Annotated in this window: 27 protein-coding genes and 1 tRNA gene; 11 read left to right on the forward strand and 17 right to left on the reverse strand. The window is 65.5% G+C overall.

All coding sequences use genetic code 11. The annotated features are described in order from the left end of the window. Window positions 1–16: 16 nt before the first annotated feature. Window positions 17–655, forward strand: a complete 639-nt coding sequence (locus AC1ROB_RS03435) for an FMN-binding negative transcriptional regulator (protein ID WP_492973718.1) — start codon at window positions 17–19, stop codon at window positions 653–655. Between the two features lie 77 nt (window positions 656–732). Here AC1ROB_RS03435 and AC1ROB_RS03440 read toward each other — a convergent pair whose 3' ends face one another. From AC1ROB_RS03440 to AC1ROB_RS03460, 5 genes are all read right to left on the reverse strand, one after another. Beyond that, a complete protein-coding gene (locus tag AC1ROB_RS03440; RefSeq protein ID WP_493031384.1) occupies window positions 733–3,120 on the reverse strand; it encodes a methyl-accepting chemotaxis protein in 2,388 nt (795 codons plus the stop codon). A gap of 184 nt (window positions 3,121–3,304) precedes the next feature. Further along, entirely contained in the window at window positions 3,305–4,450 is a 1,146-nt protein-coding gene (locus AC1ROB_RS03445; protein ID WP_492973781.1) for a hypothetical protein, read from the reverse strand. A gap of 92 nt (window positions 4,451–4,542) precedes the next feature. Continuing rightward, entirely contained in the window at window positions 4,543–6,975 is a 2,433-nt protein-coding gene (locus AC1ROB_RS03450; protein WP_492973780.1) for a methyl-accepting chemotaxis protein, read from the reverse strand. 225 nt (window positions 6,976–7,200) lie between these two features. Further along, window positions 7,201–9,492, reverse strand: a complete 2,292-nt coding sequence (locus tag AC1ROB_RS03455; protein WP_492973779.1) for a methyl-accepting chemotaxis protein — start codon at window positions 9,490–9,492, stop codon at window positions 7,201–7,203. 94 nt (window positions 9,493–9,586) lie between these two features. Beyond that, window positions 9,587–9,823: a hypothetical protein gene (locus tag AC1ROB_RS03460; RefSeq protein ID WP_492973778.1), complete on the reverse strand. Its 237-nt coding sequence runs from the start codon at window positions 9,821–9,823 to the stop codon at window positions 9,587–9,589. Between the two features lie 196 nt (window positions 9,824–10,019). Here AC1ROB_RS03460 and AC1ROB_RS03465 point away from each other — a divergent pair, with 196 nt between their 5' ends. Next, entirely contained in the window at window positions 10,020–10,922 is a 903-nt protein-coding gene (locus tag AC1ROB_RS03465; RefSeq protein ID WP_492973777.1) for an alpha/beta hydrolase family protein, read from the forward strand. Window positions 10,923–10,931: 9 nt separating this feature from the next. Here the strand turns inward: AC1ROB_RS03465 and AC1ROB_RS03470 are convergent, their stop codons facing one another. The 6 genes from AC1ROB_RS03470 to AC1ROB_RS03495 form a co-directional block, all read right to left on the reverse strand. Beyond that, window positions 10,932–11,876, reverse strand: coding sequence for a hypothetical protein (locus AC1ROB_RS03470; RefSeq protein WP_492973776.1), 945 nt, complete (start codon window positions 11,874–11,876; stop codon window positions 10,932–10,934). A gap of 4 nt (window positions 11,877–11,880) precedes the next feature. After that, window positions 11,881–13,272 (reverse strand): MBOAT family O-acyltransferase, encoded by a 1,392-nt coding sequence (locus AC1ROB_RS03475; protein ID WP_492973775.1) that lies wholly within the window; start codon window positions 13,270–13,272, stop codon window positions 11,881–11,883. Continuing rightward, window positions 13,272–13,772 (reverse strand): GNAT family N-acetyltransferase, encoded by a 501-nt coding sequence (locus AC1ROB_RS03480; RefSeq protein WP_492973774.1) that lies wholly within the window; start codon window positions 13,770–13,772, stop codon window positions 13,272–13,274. The genes AC1ROB_RS03475 and AC1ROB_RS03480 overlap by 1 nt, the downstream gene beginning before the upstream one ends. Window positions 13,773–13,778: 6 nt before the next feature. Continuing rightward, a complete protein-coding gene (locus AC1ROB_RS03485) occupies window positions 13,779–14,969 on the reverse strand; it encodes a class-II aminoacyl-tRNA synthetase family protein (RefSeq protein WP_492973773.1) in 1,191 nt (396 codons plus the stop codon). 4 nt (window positions 14,970–14,973) lie between these two features. Further along, window positions 14,974–15,225 carry a hypothetical protein gene (locus AC1ROB_RS03490; protein ID WP_492973772.1) on the reverse strand — a complete coding sequence of 84 codons (252 nt, stop codon included), beginning with the start codon at window positions 15,223–15,225 and terminating at the stop codon, window positions 14,974–14,976. Window positions 15,226–15,344: 119 nt separating this feature from the next. Continuing rightward, window positions 15,345–15,419 (reverse strand) — tRNA-Val (locus AC1ROB_RS03495). Window positions 15,420–15,601: 182 nt separating this feature from the next. Here AC1ROB_RS03495 and AC1ROB_RS03500 point away from each other — a divergent pair. Next, window positions 15,602–16,519, forward strand: a complete 918-nt coding sequence (locus AC1ROB_RS03500; protein WP_492973771.1) for an N-formylglutamate amidohydrolase — start codon at window positions 15,602–15,604, stop codon at window positions 16,517–16,519. Between the two features lie 153 nt (window positions 16,520–16,672). On the opposite strand, the gene AC1ROB_RS03505 is transcribed toward AC1ROB_RS03500, so the two are convergent. After that, entirely contained in the window at window positions 16,673–17,140 is a 468-nt protein-coding gene (locus tag AC1ROB_RS03505; protein ID WP_492973770.1) for an Lrp/AsnC family transcriptional regulator, read from the reverse strand. Window positions 17,141–17,273: 133 nt separating this feature from the next. Here AC1ROB_RS03505 and phhA point away from each other — a divergent pair, with 133 nt between their 5' ends. Next, complete coding sequence (gene phhA / locus AC1ROB_RS03510; protein WP_492973769.1) at window positions 17,274–18,164, forward strand: phenylalanine 4-monooxygenase; 891 nt, start codon at window positions 17,274–17,276, stop codon at window positions 18,162–18,164. Between the two features lie 37 nt (window positions 18,165–18,201). Here phhA and AC1ROB_RS03515 read toward each other — a convergent pair whose 3' ends face one another. Together AC1ROB_RS03515 and AC1ROB_RS03520 are read right to left on the reverse strand one after the other, a co-directional pair. Continuing rightward, complete coding sequence (locus AC1ROB_RS03515; protein WP_492973768.1) at window positions 18,202–19,149, reverse strand: alpha/beta fold hydrolase; 948 nt, start codon at window positions 19,147–19,149, stop codon at window positions 18,202–18,204. A gap of 33 nt (window positions 19,150–19,182) precedes the next feature. Continuing rightward, the gene (locus AC1ROB_RS03520) at window positions 19,183–19,932 is read right to left on the reverse strand and encodes an SDR family oxidoreductase (RefSeq protein ID WP_492973767.1); all 750 of its coding nucleotides are present in this window, start codon (window positions 19,930–19,932) and stop codon (window positions 19,183–19,185) included. A gap of 107 nt (window positions 19,933–20,039) precedes the next feature. Here AC1ROB_RS03520 and AC1ROB_RS03525 point away from each other — a divergent pair, with 107 nt between their 5' ends. Further along, entirely contained in the window at window positions 20,040–20,903 is an 864-nt protein-coding gene (locus tag AC1ROB_RS03525) for a LysR family transcriptional regulator (RefSeq protein WP_492973766.1), read from the forward strand. A 231-nt stretch (window positions 20,904–21,134) separates the two neighbouring features. Beyond that, window positions 21,135–21,272 (forward strand): hypothetical protein, encoded by a 138-nt coding sequence (locus AC1ROB_RS03530; protein WP_492973765.1) that lies wholly within the window; start codon window positions 21,135–21,137, stop codon window positions 21,270–21,272. Window positions 21,273–21,410: 138 nt separating this feature from the next. Here AC1ROB_RS03530 and AC1ROB_RS03535 read toward each other — a convergent pair whose 3' ends face one another. Then, window positions 21,411–22,412, reverse strand: coding sequence for a helix-turn-helix transcriptional regulator (locus AC1ROB_RS03535; protein WP_492973764.1), 1,002 nt, complete (start codon window positions 22,410–22,412; stop codon window positions 21,411–21,413). Window positions 22,413–22,498: 86 nt separating this feature from the next. Here AC1ROB_RS03535 and AC1ROB_RS03540 point away from each other — a divergent pair, with 86 nt between their 5' ends. From AC1ROB_RS03540 to AC1ROB_RS03550, 3 genes are read left to right on the forward strand one after another with little or no spacing between them, the layout of a single operon-like run. Continuing rightward, window positions 22,499–22,960: a nuclear transport factor 2 family protein gene (locus AC1ROB_RS03540; RefSeq protein ID WP_492973763.1), complete on the forward strand. Its 462-nt coding sequence runs from the start codon at window positions 22,499–22,501 to the stop codon at window positions 22,958–22,960. A gap of 30 nt (window positions 22,961–22,990) precedes the next feature. Continuing rightward, on the forward strand, window positions 22,991–23,572 hold the full coding sequence (locus tag AC1ROB_RS03545; protein ID WP_493031386.1) for a hypothetical protein: 582 nt from the start codon (window positions 22,991–22,993) through the stop codon (window positions 23,570–23,572). Between the two features lie 2 nt (window positions 23,573–23,574). Then, the gene (locus tag AC1ROB_RS03550; RefSeq protein ID WP_492973761.1) at window positions 23,575–24,267 is read left to right on the forward strand and encodes a glutathione S-transferase family protein; all 693 of its coding nucleotides are present in this window, start codon (window positions 23,575–23,577) and stop codon (window positions 24,265–24,267) included. 22 nt (window positions 24,268–24,289) lie between these two features. Here the strand turns inward: AC1ROB_RS03550 and AC1ROB_RS03555 are convergent, their stop codons facing one another. After that, window positions 24,290–24,544, reverse strand: a complete 255-nt coding sequence (locus AC1ROB_RS03555) for a hypothetical protein (protein ID WP_492973760.1) — start codon at window positions 24,542–24,544, stop codon at window positions 24,290–24,292. A gap of 149 nt (window positions 24,545–24,693) precedes the next feature. After that, window positions 24,694–25,059: a DUF6481 family protein gene (locus tag AC1ROB_RS03560; protein ID WP_492973759.1), complete on the reverse strand. Its 366-nt coding sequence runs from the start codon at window positions 25,057–25,059 to the stop codon at window positions 24,694–24,696. Between the two features lie 196 nt (window positions 25,060–25,255). Between AC1ROB_RS03560 and AC1ROB_RS03565 the strand changes: the two genes are divergently transcribed. Beyond that, the gene (locus AC1ROB_RS03565; RefSeq protein ID WP_492973758.1) at window positions 25,256–25,690 is read left to right on the forward strand and encodes a response regulator; all 435 of its coding nucleotides are present in this window, start codon (window positions 25,256–25,258) and stop codon (window positions 25,688–25,690) included. Window positions 25,691–25,791: 101 nt separating this feature from the next. After that, window positions 25,792–26,598, forward strand: a complete 807-nt coding sequence (locus AC1ROB_RS03570; protein ID WP_492973757.1) for an SDR family NAD(P)-dependent oxidoreductase — start codon at window positions 25,792–25,794, stop codon at window positions 26,596–26,598. Window positions 26,599–26,618 lie beyond the last annotated feature (20 nt).

Consider the following 26,618-nt stretch of genomic DNA (forward strand, 5'->3'; position numbering starts at 1 on the left):
CAGCCCGGATGCCCCCATGTATGTGCCTGCCCATTTCGCCCAGCGCGACACCGCCCCGGTCTTCGACCTGATCGAGCAGAATGCCTTCGGCCTGCTGCTCTCCACCAAGGAGGGCCTGATCGGCAGCCATGTGCCGTTTCTGCTGAATCGGCCCGGCGAGCATGGCGCCGGCGAGCATGGCACCCTGATCTGCCATCTGGCTGCCGCCAACCCGCAGGCCGCCCTGCTCGACGGCCAGGAGGTGCTGTGCATCTTCCAGGGCGTGCATGGCTATGTCTCGCCGAACTGGTATGCCAAGAAGCCGGCGGTGCCGACCTGGAACTACCGCGTGGCGCATGCCTATGGCACCGCGACGGTGACGCGCGATCCGGCGGTACTGCGCGGCATTGTCGATCGCCTGTCGAAAATCTACGAAGGTCCCGATGGCTGGAAGCTGGATGACGAGCCGGCGAGTTATTTCGAAGGCATGGCGCGCGGCATTGTCGGGATCGAGATTCCGATCGCGCGGCTCGAAGGCAAGGACAAGCTGAGCCAGAACCGTCCGCTCGCCGATATCGATGGCGTGATCGCCAATCTGCGGCGTCTGGGCGGCGCGGGCAATCAGGCGCTGGCCGATGCGATGGCGCCCATCGCCGAGAAGAAGCGCAGCGCATAAAAAAGCCCGGTATCGCTACCGGGCTTTGATTTCTTTTTGTCATTCCCGCTTTTTTGCGGGAATGACGACGGAATGATTTAGTCCGCCGCGTCTTTCATCTCTTCCGGTGCGTCGCTGTCGTTGGCGGCGCTGTTGCCGTCGACGCGGAAATGCCCGACCAGTTCAGCCAGCTGCCGCGCCTGGTTCGCCATGGCCTGGGCGGAGGCATTGGTCTCCTCGACCAGCGCGCCGTTGCGCTGGGTCATCTCGTCCATGTTGACCACCGCGCCGTTGACCTCTTCCAGACCGCGCGACTGCTCGGCACTGGCCGCCGCGATCTCGGCCACGATGTCCGACACCTTCTTTACCGCCGTCACGATCTCGGTCAGCGAGCTGCCGGCCTGGTTCACCAGGGCCGCGCCGGACTTCACCTGCGCGTTGGAGGCCGAGATCAGGCCCTTGATCTGCTTGCTGGCATCGGCCGAGCGCTGCGCCAGGGTGCGCACCTCCTGCGCCACCACGGCAAAGCCCTTGCCGGCCTCGCCGGCTCTTGCCGCTTCGACCGATGCGTTCAGCGCCAGCAGGTTGGTCTGGAAGGCGATCTCGTCGATCAGGCCGACGATATCGCTGATCTTCTGGGCGCTGCCCTCGATCTCGCCCATCGCCGCAACCGCCTGGGTCACCACCCCGCCGCCCTTCTCCGCCGTGTCGCGCGCCACCCCGGCCAGCTGATTCGCCGCCTGGGCATTGTCGGCATTCTGCTTCACCGTCGCCGTCACCTGATGCATCGAGGCGGCCGTCTGTTCCAGCGCCGCCGCCTGGCTCTCCGTCCGGCTCGCCAGATCCTGGCTGCCCGTCGAGATCTCCGCAGACGCGTCGCGCACCGCGGCGGCCGCGGTGTTCAGTTGCACCATCGTGCTGGCCAGCCGCTCGCTCACCTGATTGGCATCGCCGGTCAACTGGGCGAACAGGCCTTCATACTGGTTGCGGATGCGGTGGGTCAGATCGCCATCGGCCAGCTTGTGCAGCATGGTGCCGAGATCGCCGAGCGCGCGCTCCACCGTGCCGAGCAGCTGGTTGACGCCGCCGCCCAGCTCCTGCATCACGCCAGCGATGCGGCTGGTGTCGATGCGTTCGCTGAGCCGGCCGGCATTGGCGGCATTGACGATATCGCCCACCGCGCTTTTCAGCAGCGCTTCCTGGGCCTGGCGTTCGGCCTCGAAGCGGCTGCGGTCAGCTTCGATCTGCGTCTGCAGCGCCTGGGCTTCCTGGCCCTGGTCCTTGAATACCTGTACGGCGCGCGCCATGTCGCCGATCTCGTCGCTGCGCTCGGTGCCGACCACATCGGCGCTCCAGTCGCGTTTGGCCAGCCGGTCCATGGTGCCGGTGGTGGCCACGATCGGATCGATGACGCGGCGGCCGACATAGAGCCAGCCGATCGCCGCGGCCGCAATCAGGCAGATGACCGCGATGATCGCCATCACCGTCTGTGCAATGTCGATCGCCGAGAGCGAGGCCTTTGACGACCGCGCCGCATCGGCGCGGGCCGAGGCGACCAACTGGTCGACCGCATCGGCCAGCGCCAGCGTCGCCGAACGGCCTTCGCTGAGCGCCGACAGGCCCTGGCGCTGGGCCGCCAGTTCCGCCAGGCGCACGCTGAACAAACCATTCTCGCCTTCGCTCACCTTGGCGATGCCGCTGACCATTTCGGCGATTTCCTTGTTGGGGAAGATCGCTTCGACGGTGTCGAGCGTGCGCAGCATCTCGGCCTTGGTGTTGATGTTGTCGACCTGGATAAGCTCCACCGCTTCCAGGCTGTCGGCCTGGGCGGCCACCGCCAGCATGCCGACGCTCAGATTGGTCTTGGCCACCAGGTCCTGCAGGGCGCGGCTGCCGGCGACCTGCTTGTCGAGGATGCTCTGGATCATTTCCGAGGCGCCGCTGCCGGTGGCGCGCGACACCAGCTCGAATTCCATCGTCATGTCCATCACCGCCTGGTCCACCGCCGGCTGGGCCAGGAACAGGAAGTTGGCGTGATTGTCGGTCATGGTCTTGGTCAGCGCCTGGCGCTTGCCGTTCAGCACCAGCCGTTCCTTCACGGCGGTGTCGATGCTGGCCATGGCGTCCGACAGGCGGGCGAAAGCCTGCTCGACTTCCTCGCGGGTTTCCGCCGGCGCGTCGCTGGCCTTCACCTGCGCCAGCGTGCGGCCGATCTGGGTCAGCTTGCCCTGCAGCACGGCGCCGGCGGTGCTGCGTTCGGAATCATTGGTGGCATAGGCGAGCGCCGGGGCCGAGGCGGCCAGATCGGCGCTCTGGGCGGCCAGCGTCAGCGCGCTGCTCACCGCCGGCAGGCTGCGCTCGGTCAGCATGCTCAGGGCGCCGCGCACCTGGCCGAAGAAGGCGAATGAAACCAGACTGGAGACGACCGCCATGGCGGCGATGACGCCAACAGCGAGCAATAACTTCTGACGGATGCCGAAACGCATTCTTGCGCTCCCCCTGAATACCCCACTGATGACTAGAGTGCGCCGCCACAAAGAGGCGTGCAACCCTTGATCCGCAGGCAGAGTGCCGCAGGCTGTCTAAAACATGGTTAAGGCATACCTAGGGGTTATGCGATGCAGGGTTGCATGCACAAGGGAGCAGCGTTTGCACAACGCTACGGCGTTTTTACGCCTCGTGAATGCGACGGATGCCGTCCAGCAGGTCGATCAGGTTGCCGCTCGGCAGTTTCCGCATCGGAAACCGCTCGGTCGAGCGCTCCCAGATATTGTGGGAATGACTGAGCCGCGACAGGCCGTCACCCAGGGCCCAGAAGGTATCCTTGGATTTCTTCAAGAAATCGATGAAGGCGCCGCCGTTTTCCTTGTTCACGAACAGGGCGTCGAAACTCTGGTGATACTGCTGCAGCAGGCCGCTCACCTGCATCCAGGTCTTCGACCGCGCATGCTGGGCTTCGTCGCGCAGGCGGGCGATCTCGGCCTGCTGGCTGCCGTAGCCGGAATCGCGCGGTTCGGCGCCGCCGCTCAGCCAGGCCCCGACCCGCTTCCACTTCGCCTCGTTGCGATGGAAGTCGTAATCGAAATAGATCGTGCCCTTCCATGCATAGACGATGCCGGGTGCGTCGGCCGGATCGATGCGAAAGGCCTCGATCACCGGACGCAGCGCCTCGGCATCCTTGGCCTCCCACAATTTCTGGGTGAGGCGGTCGACGGCCAGTGTCGAATCCTTCTGGTCGCCCTGGCCCTGCATGGCGAAGCCGGCCACCGCCGTCATCTTCTCGCGCACGAAGCTCTTGATCGCCGCCAGTTCGGCCGCCGGGATTTCCAGATAGGCCTCGTTGACCGGGATCGCCTCGATTTCCAGGCGGTCGCGGATCAGGAAGGGATCGAGCGAGGGCAGGCCGTCGATCAGCTCCAGCAGGTTGCGGTCGTGATAGAAATGGTCGGCATTCAGCTCCGGCGAAGTGGCCAGATGTTCGGCCATCACCGGATCCAGCTGCGGATCGGAGAGCAGCACGGTCTTGCCACCCTCGTAAATGTTGCGTTCGTTGAAGGCGAGATACAGCTTGGTCTGCACCGGCCGGCCATCGCTGAGCTGGTCGCGCTCCTGCATGGAGGGACTGTATTTGATCAGAACCAGATTGTTGGCCTTGCGGCTCTTGAAGAACAGCGGCTCGTCATGGGCCGCGCCATTGCCCTGCGTGCCGGCCCTGGCGGCATTCTGGCGCAGCCGCAGCGTCTGATCGAGCAGGTTGAGCACGCGCGACGAGCCGGAATCCAGCATCGGGCGCAGATATTTCTCTCCGGAAGACATGGCCGGGAAGCTAGTGGCGGACGCGGCGCGGCGAAACTGTAAAAACGGTAATGTGCCGCGCCATTTGTCTGGAGTTCAGGCGGGAACCGCGCTCAGAACTCCTGCCAGTCATCATCATCGGCCGCTTTCGACGCCGGCTTGGGCGCGGGGGCTGCGGCTGGTTTCGGCGGCGGGGCCGCCGGTGCCGGCTTGGCGGCCGCGACGGGTTTTGCCGCAGCCGGCTTCACCACTGCCGGCTTTGCGGCTGCCGGGGGCGCCGCGACGGCCGGTGCGGGTTTCGCGGCCGCCGACGGAGCTGCTGACGGGGTGGCTGGCATGGTGCCGCCCAGTCTGAAGAAGCCGACCAGTTCGGCCAGCTGGCGGCCCTGGTTGGCGAGCGCCTGGGCGGAAGCGGAGGTTTCCTCGACCAGGGCGCCGTTGCGCTGGGTCATCTCGTCCATCTGGCCCACGGCGGTATTCACCTGCTCCAGGCCGCTGGCCTGCTCGCGGCTGGCGGCAGCGATCTCGGCGACGATATCCGACACCTTCTTGATCGCGCCGACGATCTCGGTCAGCGAGGCTCCGGTCTGGTTGACCAGGGCCGCGCCGGTTTTCACCTGGGCATTCGAGGTCGAGATCAGCGCCTTGATGTCCTTCGACGCATTGGCCGAACGCTGGGCCAGTGCGCGCACTTCCTGGGCGACGACGGCGAAGCCTTTGCCGGCCTCGCCGGCGCGCGCCGCTTCGACCGAGGCATTCAGCGCCAGCAGATTGGTCTGGAAGGCGATCTCGTCGATCAGGCCAACGATGTCGCTGATCTTCTGGGCGCTTTCCTCGATCTGCGTCACCGCCGTCACCGCATTGGCCACCACGCTGCCGCCCTTTTCGGCGGTATCGCGCGCCGCTGTCGCCAGCTGGTTGGCGGCCTGGGCGTTGTCGGCATTCTGCTTCACGGTCGTCGTGATCTCATGCATCGACGCTGCGGTTTCCTCGATCGAGGCCGCCTGGCTTTCCGTGCGGCTCGCCAGATCCTGGCTGCCGCTGGAGATTTCGCCCGAGGCATCGCGCACGGTGCGCGCCGTATCGTTCAGCTGTCCGGCGAAATCGCGCAGCTTTTCCGACAGCGCAGTGGCGCCGGTTTTCAGCTGGCCGAAGATGCCCGGATAGTCGCGCGACAGCTTGTGGGTCAGGTCGCCGCCGGCCATGGCGCTGATCGCGGTGGCGATCTCGCCGGTCATCGCCTGACATTTGTCGGACATGGTGTTGATCGCTTCACCCAGCGCCTTGATGAAGCCGCTCTTGGTGCTGACATCGACGCGCTCGGCAAAGCCCTTGTCGGTGGCGCCTTCGATCAGCTCCACAACCTCGTTGCCAAGCCGGATCTCTTCGGTGCGGTCGGCCCATTCCACCACGGTGCCGACGCGTTCGCCGCGCTTGTTGACGGCGGGATTGGCGATCAGGTCGAAGCTGCGGCCGCCAACCGTGATGCGGGTGCGGTAGGTGTCCTTCAGCCTGGACAGCATGGCGGTCTGATGCGCCGGGTTCTTGTGGAAGATATCGATCTTCTTGCCGATCAGGTCTTCCGCATTGAAATGCGGCAGGTCGCGCTTGATGTCGGATTCTGCCGTCTTCAGCGTGGCGATCACTGCGCGGTTGCAATAGACGATGACATTGTCCTCGTCGGCGATCATCACATTGGCGGTGACATTCTCCAGGCCGCTTTCGGCGCGCGCCGCACCGACCGAGGTCTGCTTCAGCGCGTTGACGGCGCGAGCCAGCTTGCCGACCTCGTCGCCGCGATCCAGATAGCCGATCTCGATGCGCAGGTTGTTGTCAGCCAGTTCGCCGGTCCAGCCGGCGATCTTCGGCAGCGGCCGCAGCAGCATCCGGGTCAGCAGCACGGCGATCACGCCGCCAATCACGATGGCGATGAGGCCGGCGACGAGCAGGTTCATGGCGATATGATCGCCGAACGCGTCGATGCGCTCTTTCAGCACGCCGGCATAGAGAATGCCGCTGACCTTGCCGGCGGAGTCATAAATCGGGTGATAGACGGTGTAATAGGGTTTGCCCAGAATCACCGCCTCGCCCAGATAGGTGCGGCCCTGGGTCACCGGGCCATAGGCAGCACTGCCCTTGCCCAGCGGCGTGCCGACCGCGCGCTTGCCTTCGGCATTGATGATATTGGTGGTCTTGCGGAAGAAGTCCTGCTCGGCATCCTGCCAGCGGAAAACGGTGGCGGTTTCGCCAGTCACCCTGCCGATCTCGTCGATCATGTCGTGATTGTCGAAATCCGGGATCGTCGTCATGGTCACGCGGCCGACGCGGCCCTGGGCATCGATATCGAATTTGGTATCGGGGAAGCTCTTGCGCACCAGCACGGCCAGGGTGCGCAGGCTGTTGTTCTGGCGCTGGATCACCTGTTCGGCCAGTTCGCCGCGGATGCGCCAGATGGCGGCGCCGCCAACTGCGGCGGCCGTGAGAACAATCAGGGTGGCCACGACAAGCGTGATCTTGGTGACGAGCGGCAGGCGGCCGATCAGCATGAGGTCCCTCGGGGCAAAATTATTGACGCTGGTCAAGACGATACGGAGCATGCCCGCAGGGCGAGCGCTGTCATAAAATCAGTAAATCAAATCTGCGGGTAATGATTTTTTGATAAGGCGATAGGAAACATCTATGGGCGCCGGCCTGTGCGTGTGGTCCGCGCACGGATCATCCTGCGGTGCGGCGAAGGCGCTGCATTAACCCATTATGGTTACCGCGTCGTCTCAGATGCGGAAGAATCGCACCAGCTCGGCCAGCCGTGCGGCCTGATCTGCCATCGACTGGGTTACGGCTGTATTTTCTTCTACCAGTGCTGCATTGCGTTGCGTCATTTCATCCATCTGGCCGACGGCGGTGTTGATCTGGTCCAGCCCGGTCGCCTGCTCGCGCGAGGCCGCGGCAATCTCGGCCACGATATCGGTCACCTTCTTCACGGCGGCGACGATCTCGGTCAGCGACGATCCGGCCTGGTTCACCAGCGTTGCACCGGTCTTCACCTGCGCATTGGATGTCGCGATGAGGCCCTTGATGTCTTTCGACGCATTGGCCGAGCGCTGTGCCAGCGCCCGCACTTCCTGCGCCACCACGGCAAAGCCCTTGCCAGCCTCGCCCGCACGCGCCGCTTCCACCGAAGCATTCAAGGCGAGCAAGTTGGTCTGGAAGGCGATCTCGTCGATCAGGCCGATGATATCGGAAATCTTTCTGGCGCTGTCCTCGATCTGCGTCACGGCGGTGACCGCATTGGCGACCACGCTGCCGCCCTTTTCCGCCGTGTCGCGCGCCATGGTGGCGAGCTGGCTTGCGGCCTGGGCGTTGTCAGCATTCTGTTTCACGGTTGCCGTGATCTCGTGCATGGAGGCGGCGGTTTCCTCGATCGAGGCGGCCTGGCTTTCCGTGCGGCTGGCCAGATCCTGGTTGCCGGCCATCAGTTCGGACGAGGCGTTATGCACGGCGTTGGTGCTGTCGCCCAGCTGGGCGGCGATCTCGCGCAGGCGCTGGGCCATGCGGTTGGCGGCATCTTTCAGGCGGCCGAAGGCGCCGTCATAGGCACCGCTGACCTGGCGGTTCACCTCGCCTTCCGCCATGCCACCCATCACCGCGGTGAATTCGCCCACCACATTGTCCAGTGTAGCGGCCAGACCATTCATCTGCCGCGACAGGTCGAGGAACACGCCGCTCTTGCCCGTCTCGTCGATACGGCTGTCGATCTTGCCGGCGGCAATCGCCGTGCAGAAGGCGGCGATCTCACGACTGATCGCCTCGTTGCGGGTCATCTCTTCGTCCTGGGCGCGCTGCTGCGCGGTGACGCGATCGCGCTCTTCCGCTTCCAGGCGCTGGGCCTGGCCCGCACTTTCGCGCAGGCCTTCCAGTGCGGTGGTGATGCGGCCGAGTTCATCCGGGTTCTGCGCCGGCGGCACCGGCGTGTGGTAATCGCGCTGGCGCAGCGCGTCGACCGAAACCAGCAGGCGATGCACCGGGCCGGCAAAGCGGCGGCGCAGCACCACAATGCCCACCAGCGCCAGCAGCAGCGCCACGGCGACGGCGGCGCCGGCAGTCATCAGGCGACGCTCGGCAGCATCCTGTTCGCGGTCGGCATAGGCGATCGCTTCATCCAGCGCGATATAGGCCAGCCCGACGATCTGCTCGAACGGCCCTTGGCAGAGCGCGTTCCAGTCGTTCGGGCTCATCACCGGGTTGCCGCTGCCATCCAGCTTGGCGACCACCGCATCGATGCCGGCCTGCGCCTTGTCATGAGCGGCCTTGGCATCGCGCACGGCTTTCAGGATCGACGGCATCACGCCGTTGCGGCTGATCTGGTCCTCCAGGCCTTCCCAGCCGGCCTGCACGATGCCGCGATTGCGCAGCAGCGTGGTGCGCTGGGTGTCGTCGAGCGGCTTGTTGGTGTTGATGTTCTGGCGCTGGATCGAGCACTGGATGCCATAGCGGTCGCGGATCTGCCAGGCGAGGCGGCGCACCTGCACCAGCTCGGCGATCAGCGGATCGAGAATGCGGATTTCGTTGCTCACCACGGCGGAGGTGGCGTTCACCGCATTGATCAGCCCGGTGGTGGAATTGTACCAGTCGTTGGTGTTGGCGATGGCGCGGCTGGCCTTGGGCTTGTCGCCTTCTGCCAGCAGGCTGGGGAATTTGCCGTCCACAATGCTCCATTGCTCGGCGATGGCGGCCTTCAGCTTCGCCTGGTCGGGGACGTCGAGGCCGACAAAGGCCTGCTGCACGCTGGCATAGCGCCTGGCGTAATCCGCCTTGATGGTTTCCATCGCGGCGCGGCCATTATCCAGCGAGAGGATGTCGGCCTGAGCCTGGCCGCGCTGCACGCGGAAATTGGCGACGCCATCGAACAGCAGCCGGTCGGCGCGGGCCAGGGCGAGGATCTTGCCCTTTTCGGCGGCGGCCAGCTGGGCATCGCGCATCTGCACCAGGGTGACCACGAGGCCGACGGTGCCCAGCAACAGGATGATGGCCAGCAGCAGGCGGTTGAGCGAATGACGGAACATGATCGGCCCCCGGCGGGCCGCTCAGACGACCCGTTAGATGAGAATTGGGCCGTATGCTATTCCCTGTTTCGTTTCCTAAAACCTAAAATCTTGATTATGCGTGTGAATTTTCGACTTCCCGGGTGTATTTGCCGCTCTGGACCAGGGCCTGCAGGGTAATCAGGCGCTCTTCGCCGCCGGACTCCAGTTTTCGGATGGCGGCATGCTCGGGCAGGTTCGGCAGGGCGACGATGCGTTCGACACGCCAGCGCGCCCGCGCGGGTCCGGGCAAAAAGCGCGAATGTTCAATGAATACGCTGCCCACCGGAACGGCTGCCGCTTCACTCGCCATGCTGTGACCTTCCCCGCAATGGCTCGGCCTTTGACCCTTGGCCTGCCTGCCCACTGTCGGATCAGTATGCTTAATTTTTTCTGAATGAAAAAGCCCAGTTTTCCGGGTTTTTTGGCGAATAGGAGGCGATCCAATTCCCGTAATGGTCGCCGGCTGCCATCTGTGATAGCACTGCGCGGCAAAGGGGGGACCGCCGATGCGCCCGTTGCTCTACGCCCTGGTTGTAATCCCGCTGCTGGCTGTCCTGACGGCCTCGGCCAGCGCGCAGACCATCGCCATCGGACCCCAGGCCGCCCCGGACGGCCCCGCCCGTATGCAGCTGCACTGGATCTGGTCCTTCGTCGAAGGCCAGCAGAAACAGCAGGTGCTGCAGCTGCGCAGCTGCCGCCCGCCAGGCGATGCGCCGGCGCCGGTGGCGGTGATCAACCATGGTTCCCCGGCCAAGGCCTCCCTGCGTCCGACCATGAAGCCATCCAGCTGCGAGTCGGAAGTGGCGCAGTGGTTCCTGCAGCGCGGCTATGTGGTCGCCTTTCCGCTGCGCCGCGGCTATGGCGAGACCGGCGGCGACTGGGTCGAGAATTACGGCAGCTGCTCGCGGCCGAATTTCCATCATGCCGGCCTGGCCAGTGCCGACGATATCGATGCCGCCGTGCGTTACGTGACGACGCTTGCTTACGTGCAACCGGGCCGCACGCTGGTGGTCGGCCAGTCGGCCGGCGGCTGGGCCACCATCGCCTATGCCAGCCGCAATCCGCAGGGCATCGCCGGGCTGATCAATTTCGCCGGCGGCCGCGGCGGCTGGGCCGAAGAAAAGCCCAACACCAACTGCACGCCCGACGCGCTGGTGGAGGCGGCCGGCCGCTATGGCGCCACGGCGCGGCAACCGATGCTCTGGGTCTATACCGAAAACGACACCTTCTTCGCGCCGGCCTTATCGAAAGCCATGTACGACAAGTTCACCGCCGCCGGCGGCAAGGCGCAGTTCACCGCGCTCGGTCCCTGGGGCAAGGACGGCCACGGCCTGTTTTTTGGGACCAACGGCGCGAAGACCTGGGGTCCGGTGGTGGAAAAATATCTCGCCACGCTGCCGAAGCCGTAAGACTGCAGCTTAGCGGAAGCAGCGCGCCGCGATCTGGTCGCGGATGATGGCGGAATAGGCCTGGGCGCCGGGGCCATTGGTATGGGCGCCATCGCGGTAATACTGGTGATTATCGAAGACATCCGCCAGGCGCGGATCGTCGGGCGCGGTGAGGTCGCAGAGTTTCTTCACACCGGCCAGACTCTGCCGCATGGCATCGTTGACCGGCTGCATTTCCGTCAGCCGCGTGCGGTCGTAGCGATACATCGGCGTCATCACCACCACCAGTTCGGCATCGTGACGGCGTACGGCAGTGGCGATGGCCTCCAGCATGGCGAGGCCCGAGGGCGAGGGCTGCGCGACCGGTCCGCCGGTGATCGGATCCGACACCGGCCGCGCCATGGCGCCCTGCAGCGGCTGGAAACCGGTGTCAGAAGCTTGCATCGGCTGGCGCAGGCCGCGCAACGCGGTCGCGCCGATGCCGCGATAGCGATAGAAGCCCGAGCGCAGCTTGAGCCGCGCCAGTAGCTTGCCGCCGGTCACCCAGGCCTCGAACTGCGGGTCCAGCGTGGCAAAGGGCGCGAAGCGCGCCAGGTGACTGACATTCGGCCCGTTGAGGCCGCTGATCACATCGGCTGGGTCGAAGCCGTAGATCACGCGGCGCACGCTGCCAGCCGGCAGCACGTTCAGCAGCGTGGCGACGTAATAACCGCTCTGGCCGTCTTCGGCGGCATTGTAGGTCTTGCCGCCGATCACCACGGGGTCGAGGGCGTAATGCGCGCCGGACGCGCCGAGGATCACGGTCTCGGCACCCGACCTCTGCACGCGCGCCGCCGGATTGAAGGACGAGGCGGCGAACAGCCGGTCGAAGACGAGGCCATAAAGCTGGTCGCAGATCGCCAGCGCCAGCGCCACCGTGACGATGGCGATGCCGACCTGGCGCCGCGTTGCCGGGCCCTTGAGTGTCGGACGCATCGGCTCAGAACCGGAAGTAGATGAAATTCCGGGCATCGTCATTTCCCAACAGGACCGTGGCCACCACAAAGCCGAAGATCAGTGCCGCGCGCAGTGTAACAGACGTGAAGCGGAAGCCGGGGCGGAAATGAATCACGGCTTCCACCGCCAGCATCAGCACGGCGCCGATCAGCGCGGTGCGCGAGATGTCGATCTTGGCGGTGGCCGGCGCCAGCGTCACCAGCGCGCCGAGCAGCTCGCCATACTGGCCGAGCGAGGCGGCGCGGATGATGCCGAAGCTGATCACCACCACCATCATGGTGGCGGCGATGTTGAGGCTGCGGCGCCAGGCGGCATCGCGTGCGCCCGGCAGGGCCGGCAGCGCCTTGTGTGTCAGCATCAGCGTGGCCTGCAGCGCGCCGAACAGCAGATAGGTGCCTTCGGCGCCATGCCACAGGCCCATGGTGATCCAGGTGACATAGGAGGCGACGGCCTCCTTCCACCAGCGCGTCCATTTGGTGTGCTTGACCAGCAGCAGCGCGGTGGGGCGATAGACATAGTCGCCGATCCAGCGCGTCAGCGAGATATGCCAGCGCTGCCAGAAATCGGTCAGCGTCTGGGCGAAGAAGGGCTGGCGGAAATTTACCGTCAGCGCCACGCCGAACAGGTTGCCGGCGCCGACCGCGATCATCGAATAGCCGCCGAAATCGGCCAGCAGCTGCAGCACGAAACCGGCAAAGGCGACCAGCGCATTGCTCCAGCCGCCGGCAGCGCCGGTATTGTAGGCGCTGTCCACCACGCCGCCGAGACGGTCGCCCACCACCTCTTTCAGGAAGACGCCATAGGCGATCAGCAGCAGGCCGTTCAGCACCATCTCCGGCGTCGGCCGCAGGAACTCCCACAGCGGCTTGGCCAGCTGCGGATAGCGTTCGATCGGACCCGACAGCAGCGTCGGATAGAAGGAGGCGAACAACGCCAGCCGCACGAGGTTGCGGTCGGCCGGATAATTGCGGCGATGCACGTCGATCAGATAGCCGCAGCAGGCAAAGCTGTAGAAGCTGAGGCCGACCGGCACCAGCACGGCGCCATAGCCGCCGAAATTCAGCCCCGAGACCGGCAGCAGCTGGTCGAGGCCGTCGAGCCAGACCGGCAGGTATTTGTAGACGGCGAGCGGCGACAGCACCGCGGCGACAGCCAGCAGAATGCCGCCCATGCCGCGCGGCTTGGCGCCGAGCCACAGACCGAGCAGCCAGGTGGCGAGAATGATCGCCGCCAGCAGCGGCGGGAAGCGCCAGTCGATGGCGCCATAGAGCAGCGCGGCGGCCAGCAGCAGCAGCAGGCGGCGCGGCCAGGCTGGCAGCACGGCGGCCAGCGCCGCCGTGATCAGGATGCCGCCGGTGTGCAGCAGCAGATCCATCAGGCCTGTTCCAGGACGCGCTGCATCAGGATGCGGTCGCGCCAGCCGTCATCCATGCGCACGCCTTCTTTGACGCGGCCGACATGGCGGAAGCCGGCTTTCTCCAGGCAGCGCACGGACGCCGTGTTGCCCTCGACGATCCAGGCTGTCACCACATGAAGCTGTGCCGGATTGTGCATGCAGAAGGCTTCGATGGCGGCTGGCGTCAGGCCGCGCCCGCGCGCCGTCACATCGCCGAGCACGAACCACAGATTGGCGATGCGGTCATGGCTGTCGATGCTGTCCAGCGCGATCAGGCCTTGCGGCGCCGTGTCCGCGTCGGCCGAGAAGACCGTCCACTGCTGGTCGCGCCGGCGCAGGCCGAGCGTCAGCGCCTGCGCGGTGATGCCACCCTGGCGCAGGTTGGAGGACAGCAGGGCGTTGGTGGCGGGATCGTTGAGCCAGCCGGCAATCGCTACGCAGTCCTCGGCCGTGGCGGGACGCAGATGCGGCAGGGTCATGCGGCGTTACTGCTGCAGCGCGTCGGCGGCGCGCCAGGCGGCATGATCGCGGCGCAGGCCTTCGGGCCACTTGGCCGGATCGAGGCCATGCTGCATGACGATGGCGATCGCCAGGCGTTCGAGGCCGAAGCCGAGACAGCCGGTATTGGCGCGCATGCCGTCGACGCGGATATCGAAGGCCTTGCCGAAGGTGGCGGAATGCAGGTTCGACGACAGCACCGCCAGGGTCTTGCCGGTGCCCGGCAGCACGGCGCGGTATTCGTATTTCATCGCCAGGCGATGCTGGTGCACGGCCTTGGCTTCGTAATCGTCGGTGAAGAAGGGATCGTTGGCCGGCAGCAGCTCGCCATAGAGCGACCAGGCGGTGGCCCAGTCCTGGATCATGCGCATCGACGTCTCGCGCGTCTCGCGCACGTAATCGGCCGAGCCGAGGAAGACGATCTCGCGCAGCGTGAATTCCATCAGGCGGCCGGGATCGCTGTGATTGGCCGATTCATACCGGTGGCAGCGCGTCACCGCCGTCACCGCCTCGTTGCCGGCCAGCTGGGTGCCGGTGCGCGCGGCATAGCAGTGGTAGCAGGTGGAGGGATTATGCACGAGCGCCACCGGCGCCAGTTCGCCGGCCGCCGGCTGCGTGTTCTGCACCGAGGCGCGTGCCCGCGCGGCAAAGGCATCCAGCACCTGCAGGTCCTCGGTCAGATGCGAGATGAAATGCAGATGCTCGGGGAAGGCGCGCAGATGCTGGGTCAGCGCCAGCTGCTCGATCGGGATGACGTTCGGATAGATCTCGTCGCGCGCGCTGAAGGCGCGGGCGAAACGCCACATCAGCGTCCAGTCGAGGAAGCGCATCAGGTCGCTGTAGGGCGGCCGCAGGATGAACAGGCCCGGCGCGGTCGGCTGGAACAGGGCCGGATCGATCTCGGACACGGCTTTGGTCAGCGTGTCCGGGGCCGGCAGGGTGAAGCTGGGGATCAGCGGCGGCAGTTCGACATTGCCAAAGCGCTTGCACAGGATGGCGAAGCCGTCATCGACCTGCTGCTGGCCCAGGTCTTCGGCGCTTTCCAGCCACCAGGCCTCATTCTCGATCCAGACCCGGCGCACGGACGGGTGGATATAGGCGGCGGCATAGCGCACCAGGTCGCGGCCATGCGCCGGGATGGCGACGGTGGATTTGACCCGGAACAGCGCGGCAGCCATGGTCTCAGCCGGCCTTGGACTGGATGGCGGCGGCGATGCCCGAGACCTTGCGCATCTGGCCATCGTAGAAATCGGCGCTGGAGAGATCGACATTCCAGGTCGACAGCACAAAGGCGATCAGCTCCACCATGCCGAAGCTGTCGATATAGCCACCGTCGATCAGGTCGACCTCGGGCGTCAGCAGCGGATCGCTGGCGTTGCTCGGGTCCATCTGGCGCAGAAACGCAATCAAGGCAGCGGCAACATCCTGCGCCATATCGGAAAATCCCCTGTTCACCGCCGGCTCGAAACAGCCCGGTCAGGCCTGTGGCCCGCGTTTATAGAAAGCGGTGCGAGGACTAGCAAGGGGTGAGTGCCAGGGCCGGGGCCGGCGCGTGGTGGGCGGTACAAGGATCGAACTTGTGACCCCTACCATGTCAAGGTAGTGCTCTACCGCTGAGCTAACCGCCCATTACGCGCAACCGCCGGTCTTCAGGGAAAACCGTCGGGTCCAGGGGTCGACCGGACGGCTGGCTTTTAATGGCTGCGACGCCGGTTGGCAAGTCCCGCCCGGATGCCCCATATTCTCCTGCCAGTTGCCCCAGTATCCGGCCGGCCCGGGATTTCCCCGTCCGGCAGCTTTCCAGGTCCGAATGACAAGCAGCGCCACGCTCAAAACCCGCCGGTTCCAGCCCGATCCGGAATTCCCCAACGATCCGCCGATCCGGGTGACTTTGCCGGTGGCCGGACGCAGCGCCCTGGTGCTGTCCTCGCCCCATTCGGGCGATATCTACCCGGCCAGCTTCAAGGCCTTCAGCCAGCTCGACGCGCTGTCGCTGCGCCGCTCCGAGGATGCCTTCATCCACGATCTCTACAAGGCGGGGCCGTCGCTCGGCGCGCCGCTGCTGGAAGCGCTGTTCCCGCGGGCCTATTGCGATCCCAACCGCGCCGCCTACGAACTCGATCCCGGCATGTTCGATACGCCGCTGCCGCCGCATGTGGTCACCGACAGCAGCAAGATCGGCGCCGGGCTCGGCACCATCGCCCGCGTCGTCGCCGGCGGCATGGAAATCTACAAGGGCAAGATTCCGTTTTCCGAAGCCGAACGCCGGGTCGAGACCTGCTGGCGGCCCTATCACGATGCGCTTGAGGCCCTGCTGACCGAGGCCAAGGCGCATCACGGCGTGGCCCTGCTGCTCGACTGCCATTCGATGCCCAGCGTCGGCGGCAACAACATGCCCGACGCCGGCATGCGCCGCGCCGATATGGTGCTGGGCGATTTCCATGGCGTCTCCTGCGCCGGCCGGCTGGTCGATCGCGTCGAGGATTACCTGAAATCCTGCGGTTTCGGCGTGGCGCGCAACAAGCCCTATGCCGGCGGCTATATCACCCAGCATTACGCGCGCCGCGATGCCGGCATCCATACGCTGCAGCTTGAGATCAACCGCGATCTCTATATGGACGAGGCCAAGATCGTGAAGTCGGTCGGCTTCGACCGCGTGCAGAAAGCCATGACCGGCCTGACCGAACTGCTGATTTCGTCGGCGACGCCGGCGTTTCTGAACAAGTAGAATTTCAAAGATCGAGTGTCATGGCCGGGCTTGTCCCGGCCATCCAGCGCTGCAGACCTATCCACTCGTCATGCCACGCCTTGGGCGTGGCATCCACGATTCTTCTTTTTGAAAGCAAGACGTGGATGCCCCCGCTGCGCGTTGGCATGACGGTTATGGTGTGAGCGGCAGCGCCGTCGTCCGCTTGATGGTGTGCAGCACGATGGAGCTGCGCACGGCGCGCACGCCCGGCACGCGCAGCAGATGCTGCGATAGAAAATCGGCGAAGCTTTTTAAATCCTTCGCCACGATGCGCAGCACGAAATCGGCCTCGCCGGTCACCGAATAGCATTCCTGGATTTCGGGAAACCGCGTCACGGCTGATTCAAACGCATCCATCTGCTCGGCCTGGCGTTCCAGCGAGATATTGGAAAAGGCCATCACCGTGAGGCCGACCGCTTCCGGATTCAGCAGCGCCGCATAGGCGGCGATCACCCCGTCCTCCTCCAGGCGCGACAGCCGCCGGCTCACCTGGCTGGCCGAGAGCCCCACCGCCTCGGCCAGGGCTGCATTGGGCTGCCGGCCGTCGCCCTGCAGGGCCGAGAGCAGTTTCAGGTCGAAAACATCCAGATCCGGGGTCATGCGTGATTCCTGCAATTTCAGGAATAATATGCCAGAAGATTGCGCATATGACGAAAATAAACCGAATATCGCGCGGATATTGCGTGAAAACGGCGATATCCTCGGAAGACATTCATCCTTCCGGGAGGCCGCCATGGCTGTCCGCGACATCGACCCAAATAGCGATGGAGACCTGGAGATCGCTGCCGATTTCACCCATCCGCAGCCCCTGCATCGCTATACGGCCGAGGATCACGCGGTCTGGCGCGACCTGTTCAAACGCCAGGCGGCCCTGCTGCCCGGTCGCGCCTGCCAGCAGTTCCTCGACGGTCTGACCGGGTTGGGCATGGCCGCGGATGGCATTCCGGATTTCGAACGGCTTTCGGATGTGCTGGAGAAGGCGACCGGCTGGCGCATCGTCTGCGTGCCGGGGCTGGTGCCCGACGATGTGTTCTTCAGCCATCTGGCGGCGCGGCGCTTCCCGGTCACCTGGTGGATCCGCAAGCGTGCGCAGCTCGATTACATCCAGGAGCCGGATTGCTTCCATGACATCTACGGCCATGTGCCGCTGCTGATGAATCCGGTCTTCGCCGATTACATGGAAGCCTATGGCAAGGGTGGTTTGAAGGCGAATGGTCTGAACGCGTTGCATCACCTGGCGCGGCTATACTGGTACACGGTGGAATTCGGCCTGATCGAACAGGCCGACGGCTCCTTGCGCATCTACGGCAGCGGCATTCTCTCCTCCAAGACCGAAAGCGTCTTCTGCCTCGACGCGGACGCACCGAACCGTGTGCGCTTCGATCTCATGCGGGTGATGCGCACGCGCTACCGCATCGACACATTTCAGAAGACCTATTTCGTCATCAAAAGCTTTGAAGAGCTGTTCGAAGCGACGCGGCCCGATTTCACGCCGCTCTATGCCGCACTGAAGGACAAGGCCGATTACGCCGCCGCCGATGTGATGCCGCAGGATGCCGTGATCACGCGCGGGACGCTGAACGCAAAAGATGGCGGCTGGGAAAACGATACCGCCGACGCGTGATCGGGCGCCGGCGGCGGTTGGTATTCGTCTTTGACGGTTACTGGCGCAGGAAGGCGCTGACCATCGCGGTGGTCGCCTTCGGATTCTCTTCCATGATCCAGTGGCCGCTGTCGGGCACCACGCCTTCCGTGACGTTATCGGCCGTCGCCCGCATCACCACGGCCATGGTGCCGCCAAACGACTTCTCGCCGCCCAGCGCCAGCACCGGCATCTTCAGCCTGCCGTTCTTTTCCAGCATCGCCTTGTTGTCGATGGCGTCCTGGTCGAAGGCGGCGAACTGCGCAAAGCCGGCATGCATGGCGCCCGGCATCGCATAGAGCCTGGCGTAATGCTGGCGCGCGGTTTCGGTGAAGCGCTTCGGGTTGGCCGAGAACTCGTTCCAGAAACGATCCAGGTAGATGCGCTCGCGGCCCTTCACCAGGCGCTCCATATCCGGCCCGCCGAAGCGGAAATGCCACAGCAGCGGATGTTTCAGGATTTCGTCCCACGGGCCGATGCCCGGCACCGGCGCATCGATCAGCACGAATTTCTTCACGCGTTGCGGATATTGGGCAGCGAAGGCATAGCCCACCATGTTGCCGATATCGTGGGTGACGAGGTCGGCGTCGGATACCTTCAGCGCATCCAGCACGCCGGCCACATCATGGGCCTGGGTCTTCTTGTCGAAGCCGGTCTTCGGCTTCGCAGACAGACCGAGGCCACGCAGGTCGGGCACGATCACCGTGTGGTCGCGCGAAAGTTCGACGGCCAGCGGCACCCACATGTCGCCGGTCTCGCCATAGCCGTGCAGCAGCACTGCGGCCGGCCCCTTGCCGCCGACGCGCAGATGGATGGTGGTGCCGTTGGTGGCGATGGTCTGCGCCTTGAAACTCCTGGGCCAGGCGATGCCCTGGTCGGCGGACAGCGCCGGCATGGCGATGGTGCTGGCGGCGGCAAGCGCAAGGGCGCCGGTGAACAGGCTGCGGCGCGGCATGGAAAGGCGCATGGGATATTCCTTTTTTTGATCTGTGGGGAAGGTTCAGAGATTGCTCATGCCGCCGTCGATGACGAGTTCGCTGCCGACCGTGAAGGCGGACTCGTCCGAGGCAAGGAAGACCACGGCCTTGGCGATCTCGGAGGCGGCGCCGAAGCGCCTGGCGGGGATTTGCTGCAGGATGCCGTCGGCCATGCCTTTCAGATCGGCCTCGGAAAGGCCGAGCTTACCATAGAGCGGCGTCGAGATGGGGCCGGGGCTGACGGCATTCACGCGGATGCCGCGGCCGATCAATTCGCCCGACAGCGTACGCGCCATCGCGATCAGGCCCGCCTTGCTGGCGGCATAGACGCTGGAATTCGGCATGCCGATGCGGGCGTTGATCGAGGTGTTGAGCACGATGGAGGCTGTTGCGGCAAAGACCGGCAGCAGCGCCTGCACCAGGAAGAATGGTCCTTTGAGATTGATCGCGACCGAGCGGTCGAAACCGGCTTCGTCCCATTGTTCGACCGGGCGGAAGTCGGCAACGCCGGCATTGACGAACAGGATGTCGAGCTTGCCGAAGGCCAGCTGCACCTGACGGGCGATGTCCTGCTGGCCGGCCACATCGCCGGCATCGGCGCGCAGGATCAGCACGCCGGGGCCCAAAGCGGCGCGGGCCGCTTCGATGGTGGCGGGATTGGTGCCGGTGACGGCGACGCGGGCGCCCTCGGCCACGAACTGCAGGGCGGTCTCCAGGCCGATGCCGCTGGTGCCGCCGGTGATGAGGGCTGTCTTGTTGGTCAGGCGGGTCATGATGCAGGTCCTTTCCGGGTGCGTGTTGTCCTTGGCCCGAGAATGCGCCCGCCATTGATGTTTGGAAATTATTGATATTGCACGATGCCCATGCATAAATGCATGGAATGACTCCCGGCCTGGACTGGAGCGACCTGCGGATTTTTCTGGCGATTGCCCGCGCGGGCACGCTGGGTGCGGCGGCGCGTAAAATCGGCCAGACCCAGCCCACCATGGGGCGCCGCCTGCGCGCGCTGGAGGCGGCGCTCGGCCATGTGCTGTTCCAGCGCACCGCCGATGGCTTCGTGCTGACCGACGAGGGGGGCACGCTGCTGAAATATGCCGAACGCATTGAGGCCGAGACGCTGGCGGCGCAACGCCAGCTCGCCGCCGGCGACCATGACATCGACGGCCAGCTGCGTCTTTCCACGCTGGACTGGTTCGCCATCTACATGCTGGCGCCGGTGCTGTCGGAATTCGGCCTGCGCTATCCGAAGACCAAGGTCGAACTGCTGACCGATGCGCGGCTTTACAGTCTGCCGCGCCGCGAGGCCGATCTGGTGATACGCATGCGGCCATTCGACGAGCCCGAAGTGATCGGGCGTCGCCTGGTCATGGTGCCCTATGCACTCTACGCGCCCGTCGGCAGTGCGGTGCCGGCCTTTGGCGATGGCGCCGGCCTGCGTGTCGTCACCATGCATGAAGCCTATGCCGGACGGCCCGATGTGCTGTGGCTGCAGCGCGCGCTACCTCATGCGATGGCCGGATTCAGCAGCAACAACCTGGCGGTGCAGGCGCAGATGTGCGCCTGGGGCGCGGGCTATACCGTGCTGCCGCGGCCGGTGGGCGATGCGACGCCGGGCATCGTGGCGCTCGATCTCGGCGAACCGCTGCCCGACCGGCCCCATTACATCGGCTATCACCGCGACCTGCGGCGCCTGCCGCGTCTGCGCGCCCTGATGGACCTGATCATCGAGCGGTTGGCGAACTGAAATAAATACCGTCGCGCCTCGCGGAACCTTCGCGCGGCGCCCGGGTTGTCATCAGGTCATTCACCGCTTGCGGGGTGGCCTGCCATGAAAACCGGTCTTGTACTGCTCAGAGGCGTTGCGCTCTCTGGCCTGCTTCTGCTGCCTGCGCTTGCTGCGCCGGCCGGTGAACCACCCGCGCCCGCTGCCCCCGCTGCCCCCGCTACCGTCGTACAGCCCGCCGTGCAAATGCCGGTGGAAACCAGAGCGAAACCGCAGAAACCGCAGGCGCAGTCCCAGCCTCTGCCGATGGCGGCGCTGGTCACCTTCGCGTTGATGGCGTCGCAGGGCACCAGCCTGCCGCAGAATAACGGCATCGGTCCCAACCGCTGATCGACCACCGACAACGCAGCTTGACCTTGCGCCGGTGCGCGTCATCTGGCCTTGGGACGCGCGTGGGATAACGTCCCATCCAGATGTCGTCGCGGGCGTCCCTCCCGGTCTGCAGCCACTGCGCCGGGAGGCTCGCGCCTATCCGTAGATCTTGCCCAGATCCCGCACCAGCCCGATCACGGCGGCGCGCAACTCCGCCGGTTCCAGCACTTCCGCCTCCGCCTCCAGCCGCAGCATCTGGCCGGCGGCGAATTTGGTGTCCTCGATCGGGATGCTGACGCGGTGCCAGCCTTCCGCATCGGCCGGCTGCAGCGTGCGCAGGGCCGCCTCATGCATCGGCGGCGCGATGCTGCGCAGCCAGCGCAGGCCGCGCGGGCTGATGCGCAGCTCCGCCGTGCCGCGGAACACCTCGGCCTCGAAGCGTTTCGCCGACTCCGTCCACCAGGCCGCCAGATCGAAATCCCTGGGCAGCGCCAGGCTGGCATCCGTGCCGAGCACAGTCAGCGCCTGGATGCCGCCGACGCGGAAAGAGCGCATGGCGCCGGCACTCTCTTTGCTGCCTTTCTTCTCGATAGTCTGGCCGGCCAGATACCACTGGCCCGATTTCAGGATCAGGCCGCGCGGCAGCAATTCGCGCTCGCTCAGTTTCTGCCAGCTCTTATAGGTCATGCGGATGCGCTTGCTGTTCCACACCGCATCGGCCAGCGCGCGCAAATGCGTCGTCGCCTCCGCGTCGCTGTCGCGGAACCAGCCGAGCGGATCGAGATGGAAGCGCGCTGCCACGCGCTCGGCCTGCTGCTGCAGCGCCGGCGGCAGGGCCGCGAGCAGCTTCAACTGAGCGGTGGCCATGATCTCGGCCAGGCCCAGTTCGGCGGCGGGGCCGGGTAATCCGGCCAGGAACAGCGTCTCGGCCTCGGCCGGCGTCATACCGGTCAGCTTGGTGCGATAGCCATCCAGCAGCGCGAAGCCGCCGCTCGGACCACGATCGGCATAGATCGGCACGCCGGCAGCGCTCAGGTGATCCACATCGCGGTAGATGGTGCGCACCGAGACCTCGAATTCCCCCGCCAGCGCCTCGGCCGTCATCCGGCCGCGGGTCTGCAGCAGCATCAGGATCGAGATCAGCCGGCTCGCACGCATTTTTCGAGTATAGCCGAAATACCTGACACTGGCTGTCAGGAATAGGAGACTAGGCTGCGGCCCATAAAGAAAAGGGAGCCTCCGCCATGAACGACATGACCCCCGCCGCCCCCCAGTCTTCACCCGCCCCCCAGTCTTCTCGGACTCTGGGCGTCTTCACCGCCGCCGTTCTGGCCTCCCCCGACCCTGTCTCGCAGCAGACGGCGGCGGTGATCGACCGTTTCAACCGCGCCTTCCACGAGCGCGATCCCGCCGCCATCGCCCCCCTGGTGGCCGAGGCCTGCGTCATTGAAGCCATAACCCCGGCCCCGGACGGCGCGCTGCTCTATGGTCGCGATGCGGCGCTGGCCAACTGGCAGGGCCTGGCGGCCGAGACGCACAGCCATTTCGAGCAGGAGGAGGTGTTCGTCGCCGGCGAACGCGCGGTGATCCGCTGGCGCTATGTCTTCGGGCCGGCCGCCACCGAGGCCCTGCGCGGCGTCAACATCATGCGCGTGCGCGATGGCCTGATCGTCGAGGCGATGGGCTATGCCAAGCGCGCGGGCTGAATTCACGGGGCTGAAGCCATGACTCATCTGATGAAAGCACAGGCCATGTCCTATCCGCATCTCGCCATCGCCGGCCGTATCGCCAATGGCAACGACGCGCCCGTGGTTGGCGGCACGGTCGTCAGCAGCGGCCGCGCCGATTTCGATTTTCTCTACGGCCGCTGGACCCTGGTGAACCGCCGCCTGAAGCAGCGCTTCGCCGGCCTCGACCAGGATGATCCGCAAAGCTGGGAGGTCTTCGAGGGCCGCAGCCAGTGCGGCGGATATCTGGATGGCATTTCCAATATCGAGGAGATTCATTTCCCGTCGCGCGGCTTTTCCGGCCTCACCATGCGGCTCTACGACATCAACGCCGCCGCCTGGCGCATCTGGTGGGTCAGCAGTTCCAACGGCCTGCTGCAGCCGCCGGTGGCCGGACGCTTCGAGACCGGCGCCGACGGCATCCGCCGCGGTGTGTTCCTCGGCGACGACACCGATGAAGGCTTTGCCGTGAAGGTGCGCTATCGCTGGACGGTGAACGAGATCGCGCCGGTCTGGGCGCAGGATTACTCGCGCGACAACGGTATCAGCTGGGAATGCAACTGGGTGATGGATTTTACGCGGGTGAGATGACCATGAGCGATATCACGCTGTATTCCGGGCCTTTGAGCATGTTCGGCGCGAAAGTGCAGATCGCGCTGCATGAAAAGGCCACCGCCTTCGATCTGGTGATGGTGCCCTTCGAGATGAAGGCCCTCTACGAGCCCAAGCATCCGGCGGTGCTGCGCATCAATCCAAAACGCCAGGTGCCGGTGCTGGTTCATGGCGATCTCGAACTCTACGACAGCACCCAGATTTTCGAGTATCTGGAAGACCTGAAGCCGCAGGCGGCGCTCTGGCCGCGCGCCATCGCGGCGCGCGCACGGGCGCGGCGGCTGGAGCATGAATCGGATGAGGTGTATTTCCCAGCCGTCATCCGCCTGATGGGCCTGCAGCAGATCCCCGACGATCCCGCGGCCGTTGCGGCGCGTGCTGCCTGCGCCGCGTATTACGCGCAGATGGAGGGTCTGCTGTCCGATGGCCGGCCCTGGCTTGCGGGCGCGGATTACACCTATGCCGATATCGCGTTTTTCATGGCGCAGATTTTCGGTCATCGCATGGGGGCGCCGATCGATGACAACTTCGCCCCGCGGCTGGCTGACTGGCGCCATCGCATGGGCGTGCGGCCGGCCGTGCGACAGGTGGCCGGCGCGATGGGACGCTGGCTGCTGAGTCAGGCGCGGCCCTTGCCGCCCTTCATGATGGCGCTGGCGGAAGCGGCAGCCTGACCGCCGCTGCCGGTGCAGGGCTTCAGCTGCGCTTTTCGATGCCTTTCTTCTGGCCCTTGTCCATGCCCTTCTTCTGACCCTGCTCCATGCCCTTGGCCGGTGTCTTTTCGGCTTTCTGCTTGGCGGCCTTGTCGGTCTTCTCTGCTTTTTTGGCCGTGCCCTTGTCGGCCTTGGCTGGCGGGGTGGCGGGGGTCGCCGTCTGGGCGATGGCGGGCAGGGCCAGGCTGAGACTGAGCAGCGCAGCAGCGGCGAGCGTGGCGACGGTTTTATATGTCATGGGGTTCCTCCCTTGGAGACCACCGACGAGCATAGGCCGCGGCAGGACGAGGTCAACGCCGCAGGTCGGGCCTGCGGCCGCGGACGGTCGCTACTGCATCTCATGAAAAGGAAGGCTGATCTCCCGCGCGGGAGATCAGCGGGTCGGCATCAGCGCTGGCGCGCCTTGCGGGCGGCATAGCGCGCGTCGCGCGCCGCCTTCAGTTCGGCTTCGCTGCGCACCACCGGCTTTTTCGCTTCGGCGGCGGCGGCATCGGCCACGGCCTTGGCTTCGGCAGCCAGGCGGCGCTTTTCGGCATCGGCGACCGCCTTGGCGGCGGCTTCGGCCTGCTTCTTGGCGCGGCGCTCGGCAGTGGCTTTTTCGCGCTCGGCATTGGCGGCGGCGCGGGCGGCCTGGCGGGCGGCAAATCCGGGATCGCGGGTCGGGTCGTTGGCTTGGGCTTTTTCGAGCAGGGCCTGGCGGGCTTTTGCCGCGGCATCCATGCGGTCGAGCAGGCTGGTTTCTTTAAAGGCCATGTGGCAGTGAGTCTCGGTTATTGCGGATAGCCTGTCAGAGCAGAGAAACCGCAAAAAGTACAGAGGCAGCCCAGCAAAGACGGCGAAATTGGCGGTTTTGACGACGCGGACGGCGGTCCATCCCCAGAGCGGAACCATTCCGTCATACAGGGGTTCCCTTCGGCTTACGGTTGCCATGCCCGCGAGAGGATTGCCCATGACCCCGGCCCCCGACAAACGCCCGCCGGCGGAGTCCCCTGCTGCCGTCGTACTCGTGGTTGAAGACGAGGTTCTGGTGCGCATGGCGATCGCCCAGTATCTGCGGGACTGCGAATACACCGTGATCGAGGCCGGCAATGCCCGCGAGGCGATCCAGCTGTTTGAAAACGGCGCGCAGATCGACGTGGTCTTCACCGATGTGCGGATGCCGGGCGAGATGGACGGTTTCGGCCTGGCGCGCTGGGTGCGGGCCAACCGGCCGGGCATCGAGGTGATCATCACTTCGGGCGGCGAGAAGAAGGCGGAAGCCGCGGGCGAACTCTGCGAGGAGGGGCCGTCGCTGGGCAAGCCCTACGAGCCCGTCGAGGTGCATCGCCGCATCCAGTCGCTGCTGGCAGCACGCGATCGCGCGCAGAAGCACGGCAAGGACTAGGCCTCCTGCCGCTCTTGTTCCCATAGCCCTGGAGACTGGCCGGCGCGGTCCTCCGCGCGCTAAGCTCGCCCCAAGCAAGAAACGAGAGCGGGGAGAGCGGCGTGACAGGTCCATCGCAGACGACAGCAGGCGCATCCCGCGTCGCGCTCATCACCGGCGCGGCGCGCGGTCTTGGCCTGGCGGCGGCAAAACGCTTTCTCGCCGATGGCTGGCGCGTGGCGCTGCTCGATATCCTGGACGATACGCTGCAGGCCGCCGTGAAGGATCTCGGCGCGCCCGATGCCACCCTGGCACTCATCGCCGATGTGTCCGATCCAAAGGCGGTGCAGGGCGCCGTGCAGGCCGCGCACAAACATTTCGGCCGCATCGATGCGCTGGTCAACAATGCCGGCATCGCCGTGTTCAAGCCGATCCTCGAGGTGACGCTGGAGGACTGGAGCCGTGTCATGGCGGTCAATCTCACCGGGCCGTTTCTGATGACCCAGGCCGTGGCGCCGATCATGCGCGATGCGGGCGGCGGCGCCATTGTGAATATCACCTCGATCTCGGGCCTGCGGGCGTCCACGCTGCGCGTCGCCTATGGCACCAGCAAGGCCGGGCTGGCGCATCTGACCAAGCAGCAGGCGGCCGAACTCGGGCAATACGGCATCCGCGTCAATGCGGTGGCGCCGGGCCCGGTGGATACGGCGATGGCGAAAGGCGTGCACACGCCGGAAATCCGCGCCGACTATCACGACCATATTCCGCTCAACCGCTATGGCCTGGAGAGCGAACTGGCGAACGCGATCTGCTTCCTCTGCGGCGACCAGGCCGGTTACATCACCGGACAAGTTTTGGCGGTGGATGGCGGCTTCGATTCAACGGGAATTGGTTTGCCGACGCTGCGCGCGCAGAAGCGGAATACGTGACGGACCAAAGATAAAACGTC

This window comes from Ferrovibrio sp. GW821-FHT12F09 (assembly GCF_058806775.1).

Excerpts from the sequence above, each read along its gene's own strand:
- AC1ROB_RS03435 (WP_492973718.1), top strand. The coding sequence starts at position 17 with ATGTATGTGCCTGCCCATTTCGCCCAGCGCGACACCGCCCCGGTCTTC.
- AC1ROB_RS03545 (WP_493031386.1), top strand. The coding sequence starts at position 22,991 with ATGAAAGCACAGGCCATGTCCTATCCGCATCTCGCCATCGCCGGCCGT.
- phhA (WP_492973769.1), top strand. The coding sequence starts at position 17,274 with ATGGCTGTCCGCGACATCGACCCAAATAGCGATGGAGACCTGGAGATC.
- AC1ROB_RS03515 (WP_492973768.1), bottom strand. The coding sequence starts at position 19,149 with ATGCGCCTTTCCATGCCGCGCCGCAGCCTGTTCACCGGCGCCCTTGCG.
- AC1ROB_RS03525 (WP_492973766.1), top strand. The coding sequence starts at position 20,040 with ATGACTCCCGGCCTGGACTGGAGCGACCTGCGGATTTTTCTGGCGATT.
- AC1ROB_RS03475 (WP_492973775.1), bottom strand. The coding sequence starts at position 13,272 with ATGGATCTGCTGCTGCACACCGGCGGCATCCTGATCACGGCGGCGCTG.
- AC1ROB_RS03440 (WP_493031384.1), bottom strand. The coding sequence starts at position 3,120 with ATGCGTTTCGGCATCCGTCAGAAGTTATTGCTCGCTGTTGGCGTCATC.
- AC1ROB_RS03535 (WP_492973764.1), bottom strand. The coding sequence starts at position 22,412 with ATGCGTGCGAGCCGGCTGATCTCGATCCTGATGCTGCTGCAGACCCGC.
- AC1ROB_RS03455 (WP_492973779.1), bottom strand. The coding sequence starts at position 9,492 with ATGTTCCGTCATTCGCTCAACCGCCTGCTGCTGGCCATCATCCTGTTG.
- AC1ROB_RS03445 (WP_492973781.1), bottom strand. The coding sequence starts at position 4,450 with ATGTCTTCCGGAGAGAAATATCTGCGCCCGATGCTGGATTCCGGCTCG.
- AC1ROB_RS03450 (WP_492973780.1), bottom strand. The coding sequence starts at position 6,975 with ATGCTGATCGGCCGCCTGCCGCTCGTCACCAAGATCACGCTTGTCGTG.
- AC1ROB_RS03560 (WP_492973759.1), bottom strand. The coding sequence starts at position 25,059 with ATGGCCTTTAAAGAAACCAGCCTGCTCGACCGCATGGATGCCGCGGCA.
- AC1ROB_RS03485 (WP_492973773.1), bottom strand. The coding sequence starts at position 14,969 with ATGGCTGCCGCGCTGTTCCGGGTCAAATCCACCGTCGCCATCCCGGCG.
- AC1ROB_RS03550 (WP_492973761.1), top strand. The coding sequence starts at position 23,575 with ATGAGCGATATCACGCTGTATTCCGGGCCTTTGAGCATGTTCGGCGCG.
- AC1ROB_RS03555 (WP_492973760.1), bottom strand. The coding sequence starts at position 24,544 with ATGACATATAAAACCGTCGCCACGCTCGCCGCTGCTGCGCTGCTCAGT.
- AC1ROB_RS03480 (WP_492973774.1), bottom strand. The coding sequence starts at position 13,772 with ATGACCCTGCCGCATCTGCGTCCCGCCACGGCCGAGGACTGCGTAGCG.
- AC1ROB_RS03520 (WP_492973767.1), bottom strand. The coding sequence starts at position 19,932 with ATGACCCGCCTGACCAACAAGACAGCCCTCATCACCGGCGGCACCAGC.
- AC1ROB_RS03490 (WP_492973772.1), bottom strand. The coding sequence starts at position 15,225 with ATGGCGCAGGATGTTGCCGCTGCCTTGATTGCGTTTCTGCGCCAGATG.
- AC1ROB_RS03505 (WP_492973770.1), bottom strand. The coding sequence starts at position 17,140 with ATGACCCCGGATCTGGATGTTTTCGACCTGAAACTGCTCTCGGCCCTG.
- AC1ROB_RS03470 (WP_492973776.1), bottom strand. The coding sequence starts at position 11,876 with ATGCGTCCGACACTCAAGGGCCCGGCAACGCGGCGCCAGGTCGGCATC.
- AC1ROB_RS03540 (WP_492973763.1), top strand. The coding sequence starts at position 22,499 with ATGAACGACATGACCCCCGCCGCCCCCCAGTCTTCACCCGCCCCCCAG.
- AC1ROB_RS03460 (WP_492973778.1), bottom strand. The coding sequence starts at position 9,823 with ATGGCGAGTGAAGCGGCAGCCGTTCCGGTGGGCAGCGTATTCATTGAA.
- AC1ROB_RS03465 (WP_492973777.1), top strand. The coding sequence starts at position 10,020 with ATGCGCCCGTTGCTCTACGCCCTGGTTGTAATCCCGCTGCTGGCTGTC.
- AC1ROB_RS03500 (WP_492973771.1), top strand. The coding sequence starts at position 15,602 with ATGACAAGCAGCGCCACGCTCAAAACCCGCCGGTTCCAGCCCGATCCG.
- AC1ROB_RS03565 (WP_492973758.1), top strand. The coding sequence starts at position 25,256 with ATGACCCCGGCCCCCGACAAACGCCCGCCGGCGGAGTCCCCTGCTGCC.